Consider the following 13408-nt stretch of genomic DNA (forward strand, 5'->3'; position numbering starts at 1 on the left):
TTTAGTTAAGGAGTTTTAAATGACATCACTTTATTTTTTAGGGAAATCGGTCTTAACAGCATGTTTATATATTTTAATTTTACGCTTATGGATGCAACGGGTACGAGTAAATTTCTATACCCCTTTTACCCAATTTATTGTTCGCATTACTCAACCTGTTATTGGCCCATTACGTAAAGCTATTCCTTCAATTGGACGTATAGATACCGCTACTTGGTTGTTATTATACCTATTTGCATTGATTAAAATTATTTTTATTTGCCATTATGGAATAATTAACACGCCAATTTGGTCTAGTGAATACCTTCTCTATGCTCTTGCAGCAATAGCTCATGCGTTTGGATATTTATTATTTTGGTTATTGTTATTTCGAGCAATTTTAAGTTGGATTAGTCGCGGACAATCAAATGCTGATGAGCTTCTTGCTCAGTTAACGGAGCCTTTTATTGCACCTATACGACGTATTGTGCCACCAATTGGTATGATTGATATTTCATTTATGATTTTTGTGTTTATTCTGATGTTTTTAAATAGGTTCGCTGTCGATATTTTTGGCTATTTGTGGTTGTTGCTTTAAAACAAAATAAAAGGGAGCAATAGCTCCCTCAGATTATCTGTAAACATCAATATAATTCACAGTATATTTTGTAAAAAAATAATCACATTTTAGTATTTTTTATATTTATATTATTTTGGCCTTTTGATTGATAACGTGATGGCCAAATTTTTTCAACAGGAACTTGCAAATATTCAGAAATAATTCGCTCATATTTAGGGCAATGCCGATATAATGCATTTCTCAAAGTATCGGCCTGCAATCCGCTAGCTCTCGACAATGCTCTTAAATTCCCCCCTCTTATTTTAATTTCGCCTACAACTCTAGATGGTGTCCAGTCTTGATCTTGTTCTCTCATTATGAGATCCTCTATTAGTTAAACTTTTGCTATTGTAAAGATTATCGGTATTACAATGCTCAAAATATAAGAAATCATCTAGCAAAGAATAACACATAAAAAAACGAATTAAAATAACAAAAACAAAAAAACACATGGAAAGGGACAGAAAATGACCAAAAGCAACGCAAAAAAACAATATGAAAAAGAAAAAACACGAGCACTAACCGATACAGGAGTAATTAATTTTAGGAATAGATTAAATCTAGTATTAGAAGGTATATCAGGTAATGCCTTTGCTAAAAAAGTTGGTATGTCGGAAGCTGTAATACGGGATTACCTGTCAGGGAAAACCTATCCAGCATTAAATAGGCTAGCTATTATTGCTCAAAAATGCGATATTCCGATTGAGTGGCTAGTAACAGGTAAAGGAGAATGTCGTTTATTGCCAGAATCCAAACGTCGCAGTTCTGTGCATATCCCATTTCACCATCTAAACGAAACGAATAATTCTTATTCACAAATTGAATCAATTCCTTTTGATGTTAACTTAATAAAACATCAATGTTGTGACTACGAAGACTTAACTGCGGTATGGGCAAAAGGTGATAGTATGGAGCCTACAATATCAAATCATGATATACTTATTATCAACAAAGCACATTGCAAACCAATTGATGGCTACTTATATGCAGTGGAATATGAGGATCAAATTAGTATTAAGCGCATTCAAAATCAAGGTGCTAATTTAGCGTTACTTTGTGACAACCCTAAGTACCCTGCTATCATTGGTGATAAATCTGAACCTCAAGATTTTAAAATTATAGGTCTTGTTGTTTACTTATTAAAAGATCTTAACTAATTCTAATTAACCTTTTAAATAATAACAGCTTTATGAATTTGATAGAATAAAGCTGTTTTAATCCATTACCATCTCGTTTTTTTCCGTGCCAAATAAAACATCAAAATTTTTGGAAAATGAGCATTTTAGTATAAAACTAGCGCAAAAACTAAACTAACATGACAATCGCTACTAGCATAACTTTATGCTTTTTTCCCTAATTATGTTAAAATTAGCATCAAATTTTTTGATTAATTTTACCTATTAATATAATCATTATGCCAAATATAAAAACCCAAAAAAAAGTCGTTGTCGGTATGTCTGGTGGCGTTGACTCTTCTGTCTCTGCTTATTTATTACAACAACAAGGATATAATGTTGTTGGATTATTTATGAAAAACTGGGAAGAAGACGACACAGAAGAATATTGCTCAGCCGCTGCTGACTTAGCAGACGCCCAAGCTGTTTGTGATAAATTAAACATTAAACTACATACTATTAATTTTGCTGCCGAGTATTGGGATAATGTTTTTGAACATTTTTTATCTGAATACAAAGCAGGACGCACACCAAACCCTGATATTTTATGTAATAAAGAAATTAAATTTAAAGCATTTCTTGAATACGCAGCTGAAGATCTTGGTGCTGATTACATTGCAACTGGACATTATGTGCGCAAACGAGAAGTAGATAATAAAGTTGAGTTACTGCGAGGTATCGACAACAACAAAGACCAGAGTTATTTTCTCTATACTCTTAGTGAATCGCAAATCCATCAAAGTTTATTCCCCGTTGGTGAACTTGAAAAACCTGAAGTGCGCAAAATTGCACAGCAACTTGGTCTAGCTACTGCAACTAAAAAAGACTCAACTGGTATCTGTTTTATTGGGGAACGCAAATTTAGTGAGTTTTTAGCACGATATTTACCCGCTCAAGCAGGTAAAATTCGTACTGTCGATGGTGAAGTGATTGGTCAACATCAAGGCCTTATGTATCATACGTTAGGACAACGAAAAGGCTTAGGAATTGGTGGATTAAAACAGGCAGATGACACGCCATGGTATGTTGTTGATAAAGATCTAATCAATAACGAATTGATTGTAGCACAAGGTCATGATCACCCTGCACTGTTTTCAGACGGGTTAATTGCTCAGCAACTACATTGGGTTGACCGTAAAGAGGTAACTCAACCATTTAGTTGCACCGTAAAAACACGCTATCGCCAACAAGACATAGCCTGCCAAGTTACTCCATTAACTGATGACAAAATCAAAGTTATTTTTGATAGTCCTGTTGCAGCTGTAACGCCAGGTCAATCAGCAGTATTTTATAACGGCGAAGTATGCCTTGGTGGTGGTATTATAGAAGAACGAATAAAAAGCAGTAAGTAAGGAGTTCTAAAAAGTGAATAATAAATACCATCATATTGCTATTGCGCTTGCTGGTGCTGTACAAAGCGCAATATTAGTGCCTCAACTTGCTAACACGGGTGTTTGCAGTACCATAATTTATGAACAAGCAATAAAAAGCGTTTTTAAAATTACGCCAAAGACTACAGACGATGTTTATGATGGCATTGAAAACATCAAAACAGGATTACAAACATTAATACAACTATTATCATCGGGGCAAAAAGAACAAACCCAAATTATTCGTTACCTGTTTGGCACACTTAGCATTACAAGCAAACTACTAAAAAATAATGACGCATTAGATAAGATAGATCAGCGATTAAAACGTATATCATCACTTTATCCCGATATAAGTGATGAAATTGTTAGAGCGCATATTGATGACCTATCTTATTCTTTAGCAGGAATTTATTCTGATATCATCAGCCCTATATCAACTAAAATTAAAGTGATTGGCAAAGTCGAGTTTTTGCAAAACACATTAGTGCAAGCTAAAGTAAGAACAGCGCTTTTGGGTTGTGTTCGATCCGCCATTTTATGGTATCAAGTTGGTGGCAATCGTTTTCAACTTATTTTTAACCGCAAGCGCATTTGTAGCGCTGCACAACAGCTATTAGAGCAAATTAATTGAGCAAACTAGCTTACACTTTATAACTGATATTTCAAAATAGCAACGGAGTTAAACCGATGGAATTATCTGCACTTACAGCCCTTTCACCCATTGATGGGCGTTATGGCGAAAAAACAAGAGAATTACGCACCATTTTTAGCGAATATGGTTTATTAAAATACCGTGTCCAAGTCGAGATTTGTTGGCTACAAAAATTAGCCTCACAAGCAGATATTTTAGAAATTCCAGCCTTAAGCCAATCAGCTATCGATCATCTGAACCAAATTATTGAACAATTTAGTGAACAAGATGCAAATCGCATTAAAGAAATTGAAAAAACAACCAATCATGATGTCAAAGCGGTGGAGTATTATTTAAAAGAAAAAGTCAGCACAAACGAGGAATTACACGCAATCAATGAGTTTATTCATTTTGCCTGCACATCAGAAGACATTAACAACTTATCTTATGCATTAATGCTAAAAACAGCTAAAGAGTCTATCTTAATCCCCTATTGGAATAAGCTAATTGATAACATCAGCGCACAAGCAAAAGCTTATCGGGACTTACCACTACTTTCAAGAACACACGGTCAACCAGCTACCCCCACAACAATCGGTAAAGAATTTGCCAATGTAGCTTACCGCCTAAAACGCCAGTTAAAACAGTTACAAGCGGTTGAAATACTGGGGAAAATTAACGGAGCGACAGGCAACTATAATGCACATATTGTAGCTTATCCACAAGTAAATTGGCATAAATTCAGTGAAGATTTTGTCTACTCGCTAGGACTAAAATGGAATCCTTATACCACACAAATCGAACCTCATGACTATATTGCAGAATTCTTTGATTGTGTAGCACGCTTTAATACCATTCTAATCGACTTTGATCGTGATATTTGGGGCTATATTGCATTAAATCACTTCAAGCAAAAGACTATTGCAGGTGAAATAGGATCTTCTACAATGCCACATAAAGTTAACCCGATTGACTTTGAAAACTCAGAGGGCAACTTAGGGCTTGCCAATGCTATCATAAAGCATTTAGGCAGCAAATTGCCAATTTCTCGCTGGCAACGCGATTTAACTGACTCAACAGTCTTACGTAATCTTGGAGTTGGCATTGGCTATGCCATTATCGCTTACCAATCAACTTTAAAAGGGTTAAATAAACTTGAAGTCAACGAGGCTTATTTACTTGAAGAGCTTAATTGTAATTGGGAAGTGCTTGCCGAGCCTATCCAAACAGTTATGCGTCGTTATGGAATAGAAAAACCCTACGAAAAATTAAAAGAATTAACTAGAGGGAAACGTGTTGATGTACAAGACATTAAACAATTTATCGACTCTTTAGCGTTGCCCGAAGCTGAAAAAATGCGATTAAAACAGCTAACCCCAGCTAACTATATCGGTTACGCAACGAGTTTTGTTGACAAACTATAATAATAACCACTTAAATCTAATAAATAGCCTGAAACGAGCTACTGCAAACCTTTCAGGCTGTAAAATAAACTCATTAATTGAGTCAAATAAAAGTATATAATTTGTAGAGATAGGAAACTGTAATTGAATATCCGCATTGCAACACGAAAAAGCCCTTTAGCTCTATGGCAAGCTAATTTTGTTAAGCAACAGCTATTAGCTGCTCACCCAAATTTAACGGTGGATTTGCTCCCTATGACAACTAAAGGTGACGTATTACTTGATAGCCCACTATCAAAAATTGGAGGAAAAGGCCTTTTTGTTAAACAACTAGAACAAGCAATACTAAATAATGAGGCAGATATTGCTGTCCACTCGATAAAAGATATTCCTGCTGAGTTTCCCGAAGGGCTAGCTCTCACGACAATTTGCAAACGAGATGATGTACGTGATGCGTTTATTTCAAATAAATATTCAAACCTAGATGAACTACCCAATAATGCAGTGGTTGGCACATCAAGCTTACGACGTCAATGTCAATTGCGAGCTAAATATCCACATTTACAAATTAAAGAACTTCGAGGTAATGTCGGCACTCGTTTAGCGAAGCTCGACAATAATGAGTATGACGCAATTATTTTAGCTGCAGTTGGCTTAAAACGGTTGGCATTAGATGGCAGAATCAAACAATATATTGATACCAGCTTAATTTTACCTGCTGTTGGACAGGGTGCGATTGGCATTGAAACAAGAACAAATGACAAGCAAATATTAGATATTCTTTCAGTGCTTGATGATAAAAATAGCCACATTTGTATCCAAGCTGAAAGAGCGATGAATAAAGCCTTACAAGGTGGTTGCCAAGTCCCCATTGCTTGCTATAGTCAATTAAATAATAATACCTTATTATTAGAGGGCCTTGTTGGATGCATTGATGGTTCTAACATAATCAAAGCCTCGTTAACTGGTAGTTTAACCGAAGCAGAAAGGCTAGGACAAGAGCTAGCAAATTGCCTGCTAAAACAAGGTGCAAAAACAATATTACAGGAATTACATCAAAAATGATTTTTGTAACCAGACCCTCTCCAGAGGGTGAAAAGCTTGCCCAACTATTTAATCAAGCAAACTTGCCAGCGCAACATCTCCCATTTTTTAAAATCTCACAAGGAAATGAGCTTCTAAATTTACAAGAACAATTCAATAATCTTGTACCCAACGATATAGTCATTATTGTTTCACCGCAAGTTACGCATGTTATTAATGCACATTTTTCAAATCTAATATTGCCAACTAACATTCGTTATTACGCAATAGGCAAAAAGTCAGCACAATTATTCAGCCAATTCACTACAGCTAAAATCAACTATCCCGAAAAAGAAAATAGCGAAGGGTTATTGGCAAAACTTCAACAAGAATCTGTACAAAATCATACCATTTTAATTTTATGTGGCAATTCGGGACGACAATTATTAGCACAAACATTAACAAATCGAAAAGCTAAGGTTAAATCTATAGCGTGTTATGATCGCAAGCCAATCAACTATCCATCGAATATATTCTCTAGAAATACTGAAAACCAAATCATCATTATTACCAGCCTAGAACACTTAATCCAACTTGAGTTATATAGCAATCTTAAACATAAAATGCAGGTTAATCTTGTTGTCACAAGCCAACGAATCTTTGCAAAAGCCAAACAACTTAAATGGCAAAAAATTCTACTGGTCAATAGTGCCAATAATCAAAATCTGTTTGAGGCTATAACGATAAACCATGCTATAACTATATAATAAAAATAGATTAATACAATGTTCATATACCAAGTAAAGCCATTAAAGGTACAAGATGAATGATCAATAAATACTGAGAAAAATAGTACTCGACTTCGAGCCGGCTGTTGTGAATCTAAAAATAAAATCAACTCAATTTAATAATAAACAAGCTACTTAAAAATAGTATATGATCTTTTTTCAATAAAAGAATAATCAAAATTTATTTAAAACGAGATTAACTCTGTGTCATAATGCCAATATAAATTTCTAATAAATCTAAATGAGGTCATTTATGCCACCAAAATACTATGGCGCCAATGCAACACTATCAACAATAAACACAACTTCATTTAGCCAACCATCAACAACTGCGACTCAAAATGAAGCAAATAAGACTATGAAAGAAGACAAAAGAAATTCAACAGACCCACAACCTTATCCACCTGTAGCATCTAAGGCTCAACCCAAGTCAATTAACAACAACGCCAACAGTAGCTGTACCCCTACTTCAAAGCTATCGATAATTGCTATAGCATTAACCCTTTGCTTAAGTGGTTTTGGTTTTTATTATGGTCATCAGCAAATTAAGCAGCAAAAAAAGGTCATTTCGACATTGCAAACTGAATTGGCAAATTTAAAACAAACAACAAAACAAAGCATCACCAATGATTTACAAGATAGTATTAACGATGCAATCAATAAGCAAAACCAACAATTTAACTCGTTAGAACAGCGTGTTAAGCGTGAGCTTGACGATCAGCAAGAAAAGCAACAGCAATTAAGCAATCAATTTAATGATTCATTAAAACTTACCGAACAAAACTTGCAAAAAATTAATGAACGCTTAGCTGCTATGTCCACCACCGATCACAATGTTTGGTTAATTTCACAAGCAAATTATTTAGTACATTTAGCAGGTCGTAAAATATGGAATGACCAAGATTACACATCAGCACGATTACTACTAAAAAGTGCAGATCAAAGCCTTGTACAAGCTGAGGATCCAAGCTTACTACCTGCAAGGCAAGCTATTGGTAAAGATATCAATTCGCTCGCTCAAGTAAGCTTTATTGATACCGATGGTATTATTATTAACTTAATTGGTCTGTCAGAATCAATTACCGAATTACCTTTAGTTGGTAATTATAAAGATATTGACCTTGGTATGACGCTATATAGCGAAGATACTACCAATGCAAACAGCTATAATGATAAATCTCAAAATGTTGATACCACCAGCAATACTGTACAGGCGAATTCTAATAATGTAGTTGATAACAATAATAATGAGTTATCATCATCAATTAGTGAGTGGTCCAGCAATTTGTTAAGCAGTGCTAAGACCTTTATGGATAAATTCATTACTATTGAAAAATTTGACGATAAAGATAACAATTTTAAAGCATGCTTAGAGCAAGCTGGCAAAGATGAAAAACAAATCACAAAATGCCAAATTTTAAAAGCACCACTGAGTTTAGAACAATCACTCTACCTGCGTGAAAACATTCGTTTCCGCCTATTGATTGCAGCACAAGCAGTACCAAGGCATCAAGAACTTATTTACCAACGAGCACTTAGCGATGCCGCTATTTGGGTTAATGCCTATTTTGATGGTAATGCGCCAAGCGTGAAAGCATTCATTAATGAACTTGAAAGTTTACAAAATCAATCTATCAGTAATCAAAATGTCCCAGAAGACCTAGCTAGCATCGGCGAGCTTGAAAAACTGATGCAAACCCGTGTTCGTTCAATGTTAGCAAAATAGGAGAATAATGATGATAAAAATACTAATTATTTTCTTAGTGCTAGTTGGTGGATTGTTTCTTGGGCCATTATTACAAGGGCAGCAAGGCTCAGCGGTATTTGAATTTGCTAATTATCGTATTAGCATGTCGTTTAATTCATTTATGATATTTGAATTAATTGGGTTGCTTTTCCTTTACCTAATTTATTGTTTTTTTAGTAAAATATTTAGTTCTAAAACGGCATTAGGCAATTGGCTAAGCTTACATTCTCCAAAAAAATCAATAAAACGCATTGAACAAGCACAAACCTTATTGCTTGAGGGCGATTATAAGCAAGCTGCCAAACTTTTTGTAAAAAGCGCTAAAGGGGCAAAAAATATCACTTTATCGTATTTACTTGCAGCCCAAGCTCAAATCAATAATAATGAATTAATTGAGGCAAATCAATCTCTTGAGCAAGCTGCTAAAAGTTGCCAATCAAAAGATTTATTTACCTTTCAATTGGTACAGATTCGCTTACAAATAAAAAACCACGAATACACTGCTGCAAGAATGACATTGAATCAACTATTAAACGAAAAACCACGCAATGGTGAAGTGCTTAGACTAGCTGATCAACTTTATTACGAAATGGGCGATTATCAAGCAATCATAGACCTATTGCCAGCAATGTATAAAGCTAAAGTGTATAGCGAATTGCGATTAGATCAGCTTAAACAAACAGCCTATATTGGCCGAATTAAACAACTTTCAGCTAGCGATGATCCTCAAGCGCTAGTAAAATGGTGGCACTCACAACCCCGAGCCATCTTAAATAATATTACTTATCAAAAAGCGGTAGCCGATAGTTTTAATCAATTAGGCCAAACCAATGAGGCAGAAAAGTTATTAAAGTCGATAAATAAGCTAGAACCAAAAGAAAGAACATAAAAGCGCACAAATAAAAAACAGGGCAAATGCCCTGTTTTTTATTTGTGCTTAAAATAGCCTTTATACATCGTAATTAGAAATTAATTATCGAATAACGTAAAATCAAACAATAAAGTAACGAATTAACGCCATAAAGCATATACCAGCAACCACAATACACATTAAATTTTTGGTTACAAAAGCAATAATGACAGTTGGAATTGTTGCTAAGCAATACTCTATATTAAAAGTAGGAAACTGTCCTTGTTTTGCTACAAATAAATTTTGCACAAACAGTGCAGTTAAAATACATAAAGGTACATACGACAAAAACTGAATTACACTATTAGGTAACTGCAATTTCCGAACCAATAAAAATGGGATAATTCTCGGCAACCAAGTCACTAACCCACAACCGAAAATAATTAATAAGCTATACATTGTCATACATCACGCTCCATTGCCATCCCCATAAAACAACCGATAAGCGTACTGATTAAAATAGCCATTTCAGGAGATACAAAGCGCATTAACAAAATAAGCGTAACCGCAACCGTTAGCATTGCTAAAATTCGATTTTTAAAATGCTTACTTTTATCACCAATTAATTGCAAATATAACAAACCAATAAACATGGCTACTAGAGCATAATCTAAACCGAACAGAGCAGGATCGGGTAACCATTCACCAATTAAAGCACCCAATAAGCAAGATAAAATCCAAGTAGTATAAGCGGTTAAGTTAAGTCCATGCATCCAAGCTGCGTTAATAGGCTCTTTATTAGCAATAGCATTCATAGCAACAGCAAAAGTTTCGTCAGTCAATAAGCTACCAATACCAATATTATTAAATAGCGAAAACTTGCGAAAAATGGGGGCTGTTGCCATGCTCATTAAGAAATGACGTGAATTAATTAAAAAAGTAGTAAAAATAATGGCCGAAATGGGTGTCGCTACCATCATTAATCCAGCAATAATAAATTGTGCTGCACCAGCATAAACGATGATAGCCAGCAACGTAACTTCAAATACTGACAAGTTTGCTGATTTGCCCACAACTCCAGCCGCAATACCAATACCGATGTAACCCAATAATGTTGGAATACAGGCATAAACTCCATCTTTAAATGTTAATGACATAACAACCACCTAAAAATAAACATTGTATTATCGTAAATTATCAATAAGCGCAAAGTATCAGCAGTTTGCTTGAATATAAAAATAAATGCAATGAGTTATTCATTGATTTGCGATATTTTCGATTTTGCAAAAACGCACCTATTGTTAGAAATTAAACCAATCAACAATAGGTAAAATAACAATTAAAAATGACTGCTTTATCTATAGTTTATTACGCTAAAATAAAATGCAGTAGCACAATGTAACTGCATTTCCTCTGCTTATAATATTTGTGCCAAGATATTCAAAGCAAAAAGTTAACTATAGAACTCTACTTTCCATTAATACAAACCGCTCTTGAATATTGAGCATGATTAGGACGATCGCCCTTTATCTGTCGAACATTGGATATTACTACTCACGGAAAACTACGTTTATTAGGTTCTCTTAATTCAGCAATATAGTAAGCAACAAAATCGTCAACAAAAAAACTACTATTTGGGTAATATCCCCATCAAATTACCCCACTCAGTAAATAAACCACCCTAGCCTTACGATAATCTAAAATTAGTACCTTTACCCCAATATTTGGGGTATGCGTTAGTGAATTCTGTGCCATCCTATTGAATCGCGATATGCTTGTACTTTTTCTCGTATAAAATACGCCTCAACTTTAGATTTTTTAAGGATATACCATTTATCAATCTTAAAACTATACACGGTTTTTGTTTTTTCCTTGCTGCATAATAATAAATGTGGTTGGCACTGCACTAGCTGCGGTTGTTTTGCTTACATCATGTGTTGAGCCGACTAACTCTATCTTTGGCACACCGTCAGAGTCATCGCTAATAATTAAACTAATACTCGAATTTGCTGGGGTTTTTGCTATAGCTAAATGAAATGGCAACACATTTTCAAACAAAAAAATTGAGGGATAAGTGTTTTTTAATTCGACAGGAGGCACGTAGCATAGCGAAGAATGTCATCGTTTATTATTATACCAATAGGTATAAGCCGAAAAAATGTGTTATAGCTCAGTTATGGGATTGAAACATTGACCTTTTACAAACTTTGTTTTAATTGTTTTCAATGTCGCTTCGGCTACTGTATTATCATAAGGTTCCTCTTTCTTGCTTAATGAATGCGGGATATTAAATGCCTTAAAACAATTCTCCAATAACCGATAATCTGCCTATCGAGTAAATTCACTAAAATACATAAATAATGCCAAAGTTGGTTAATTCGAATATAAGTTCAATCCGCAACAACAATTTGCTTTATAACAACTTAACGCAAGTAAGGAAAATAACCGAAGAAGGATTAACGATTTATAACACCGAAAGACCGCATGAGGCATTACACAATATGATACCGATTGAATATAAAACACTAAAACAGGCTGTTTAATTTTCTACGTGAGTTGTGTACTAAGTTTGGGGGGGTATTTACACGCCAATTCTAAATTGGAAAAGATAATAACGAACTAGTTTATTGTAGAGTGTGACGATAGTATTTCTTGCCCCTTTTAACGGGTAAATGCGCAAACACTGGCGCAGAGAGCCATAAACCACCATGCGTTTTATGGATATTTATAGATCCAAGTAATATTGGGATAATTTGCAAATGCTTGGGGAAAGAGATAAAAACCACTTAATGTTGGAAAATGAGTATACTTCCATTCAACATTAAAATCAGGTTGGAATTTAATAATAGAATCAAAAAGTAATGTTGTGCAATAAAGATGGGGTTGTTCTCTTGGTGCTAATATAAAAGCTTCACCTTGTTTGATTAAAAGGTCATTGACAATTTGCGATCGCTGCACATCAGACAAAAAATTAGGTCTTGCTATAGCATATTTTTCAGCTAATTCAGGAGTAATAAATTCGTTTAAGGTTGACACAATTACTTGATTGAGGCGATTATTATCATCACTTGTTGTAGCGTGGATAATTTTAATCTCTGGCTGAATTGATATAATCATACCAATATGTGAGAAATCACCGCCACCTAACTGATTGACAATAAAACTATCGGTTTGTATACCTTTCCTAAAAACCCAGTCTCCTACTTTTATAGAATAAGGCAATTCAATGGTTTGATTGGAAGAAGAAGCAAGCTGATTAGCAAATGCAAAATTTATCAGCATGAGAAAAATAATAGGAAAGAAACGGTAATATTTCATCAAAATTGTTTCACAATTAAAAAGGGTAAAATTTTACCCTTTTATCATTTCTAACATAACAATTAACATTAGCTATAATTTATATTTTCATATTAATTAACCATTTACCATCAATTTTGATTAATGAGATGTTTTTTTCATCTTTTTTAGTATTATCTTTGAAAGAAGCGATAGCTTGTACTTTAGCCATTGTTTTTTCATCATTGGTATATTCTGCAGGTGCTGTTTCGACTTTATCAAAACCACCATGTTCATCGGCAAACGCTTTCCCTCTTTTAAGCGCTTCTTGCATTTTACTTTTCATAAGCGTTGTCATATCTATATCTTTGCTATCTTCTTTAGGAAAATAGATCAGATCCATAACGGTATCTAAATCACCTTTGTAGATTGCTGTGATAAATTTTTCTGCTACTTGTTCTGGTGTTTTTTCTGATGAACAAGCTGTTACCATCAGGGCTAGTAAAAACACACTAAAAAATTTAATAATTGTTTTCATTTTCAT

Annotated in this window: 16 protein-coding genes; 10 read left to right on the plus strand and 6 right to left on the minus strand. The window is 34.4% G+C overall.

Features of this window, described 5'->3' with window-relative positions; translation table 11 throughout:
• Positions 1–19 precede the first annotated feature (19 nt).
• Positions 20–577: a YggT family protein gene (locus A9G28_RS09510; protein ID WP_065567476.1), complete on the plus strand. Its 558-nt coding sequence runs from the start codon at positions 20–22 to the stop codon at positions 575–577.
• An 82-nt stretch (positions 578–659) separates the two neighbouring features.
• Here the strand turns inward: A9G28_RS09510 and A9G28_RS09515 are convergent, their stop codons facing one another.
• Positions 660–914, minus strand: a complete 255-nt coding sequence (locus A9G28_RS09515; protein WP_065567477.1) for a helix-turn-helix domain-containing protein — start codon at positions 912–914, stop codon at positions 660–662.
• Positions 915–1065: 151 nt separating this feature from the next.
• On the opposite strand from A9G28_RS09515, the gene A9G28_RS09520 reads away from it, so the two are divergent.
• The 8 genes from A9G28_RS09520 (at position 1066) to A9G28_RS09555 (ending at position 9627) form a co-directional block, all read left to right on the plus strand.
• Positions 1066–1755, plus strand: coding sequence for a LexA family transcriptional regulator (locus tag A9G28_RS09520; protein ID WP_065567478.1), 690 nt, complete (start codon positions 1066–1068; stop codon positions 1753–1755).
• A gap of 257 nt (positions 1756–2012) precedes the next feature.
• Complete coding sequence (gene mnmA, locus A9G28_RS09525; RefSeq protein WP_065580512.1) at positions 2013–3125, plus strand: tRNA 2-thiouridine(34) synthase MnmA; 1113 nt, start codon at positions 2013–2015, stop codon at positions 3123–3125.
• A 13-nt stretch (positions 3126–3138) separates the two neighbouring features.
• Positions 3139–3777 carry a high frequency lysogenization protein HflD gene (gene hflD, locus A9G28_RS09530; RefSeq protein WP_065567480.1) on the plus strand — a complete coding sequence of 213 codons (639 nt, stop codon included), beginning with the start codon at positions 3139–3141 and terminating at the stop codon, positions 3775–3777.
• A gap of 56 nt (positions 3778–3833) precedes the next feature.
• Positions 3834–5201: an adenylosuccinate lyase gene (gene purB, locus A9G28_RS09535; RefSeq protein ID WP_065580513.1), complete on the plus strand. Its 1368-nt coding sequence runs from the start codon at positions 3834–3836 to the stop codon at positions 5199–5201.
• Positions 5202–5324: 123 nt separating this feature from the next.
• The gene (gene hemC / locus A9G28_RS09540; protein ID WP_065567482.1) at positions 5325–6245 is read left to right on the plus strand and encodes a hydroxymethylbilane synthase; all 921 of its coding nucleotides are present in this window, start codon (positions 5325–5327) and stop codon (positions 6243–6245) included.
• On the plus strand, positions 6242–6970 hold the full coding sequence (locus tag A9G28_RS09545; protein WP_065580514.1) for a uroporphyrinogen-III synthase: 729 nt from the start codon (positions 6242–6244) through the stop codon (positions 6968–6970). The genes hemC and A9G28_RS09545 overlap by 4 nt, the downstream gene beginning before the upstream one ends.
• Positions 6971–7244: 274 nt before the next feature.
• A complete protein-coding gene (locus A9G28_RS09550; RefSeq protein ID WP_065580515.1) occupies positions 7245–8717 on the plus strand; it encodes a uroporphyrinogen-III C-methyltransferase in 1473 nt (490 codons plus the stop codon).
• A 7-nt stretch (positions 8718–8724) separates the two neighbouring features.
• Positions 8725–9627, plus strand: a complete 903-nt coding sequence (locus tag A9G28_RS09555; protein ID WP_081301562.1) for a heme biosynthesis HemY N-terminal domain-containing protein — start codon at positions 8725–8727, stop codon at positions 9625–9627.
• A 102-nt stretch (positions 9628–9729) separates the two neighbouring features.
• Here A9G28_RS09555 and A9G28_RS09560 read toward each other — a convergent pair whose 3' ends face one another.
• From A9G28_RS09560 to A9G28_RS09570, 3 genes are all read right to left on the minus strand, one after another.
• Positions 9730–10053 carry an AzlD domain-containing protein gene (locus A9G28_RS09560; RefSeq protein WP_065566825.1) on the minus strand — a complete coding sequence of 108 codons (324 nt, stop codon included), beginning with the start codon at positions 10051–10053 and terminating at the stop codon, positions 9730–9732.
• Positions 10050–10745: an AzlC family ABC transporter permease gene (locus tag A9G28_RS09565; RefSeq protein WP_065566826.1), complete on the minus strand. Its 696-nt coding sequence runs from the start codon at positions 10743–10745 to the stop codon at positions 10050–10052. Before A9G28_RS09565 ends, A9G28_RS09560 begins: the two co-directional genes overlap by 4 nt.
• A gap of 691 nt (positions 10746–11436) precedes the next feature.
• Positions 11437–11688 carry a hypothetical protein gene (locus tag A9G28_RS09570; protein ID WP_065566827.1) on the minus strand — a complete coding sequence of 84 codons (252 nt, stop codon included), beginning with the start codon at positions 11686–11688 and terminating at the stop codon, positions 11437–11439.
• Positions 11689–11948: 260 nt separating this feature from the next.
• Here A9G28_RS09570 and A9G28_RS13135 point away from each other — a divergent pair, with 260 nt between their 5' ends.
• Complete coding sequence (locus A9G28_RS13135; RefSeq protein WP_081297854.1) at positions 11949–12131, plus strand: integrase core domain-containing protein; 183 nt, start codon at positions 11949–11951, stop codon at positions 12129–12131.
• A gap of 172 nt (positions 12132–12303) precedes the next feature.
• On the opposite strand, the gene A9G28_RS09575 is transcribed toward A9G28_RS13135, so the two are convergent.
• Positions 12304–12870, minus strand: coding sequence for a hypothetical protein (locus A9G28_RS09575; RefSeq protein ID WP_081295816.1), 567 nt, complete (start codon positions 12868–12870; stop codon positions 12304–12306).
• 115 nt (positions 12871–12985) lie between these two features.
• Positions 12986–13408, minus strand: a 423-nt coding sequence (locus A9G28_RS09580; RefSeq protein ID WP_065580518.1) for a DUF4878 domain-containing protein, incomplete at its 5' end; no start/stop codon positions are given.

Source organism: Gilliamella sp. Fer1-1 (assembly GCF_001690825.1).
Classification (GTDB): domain Bacteria; phylum Pseudomonadota; class Gammaproteobacteria; order Enterobacterales; family Orbaceae; genus Gilliamella; species Gilliamella apicola_C.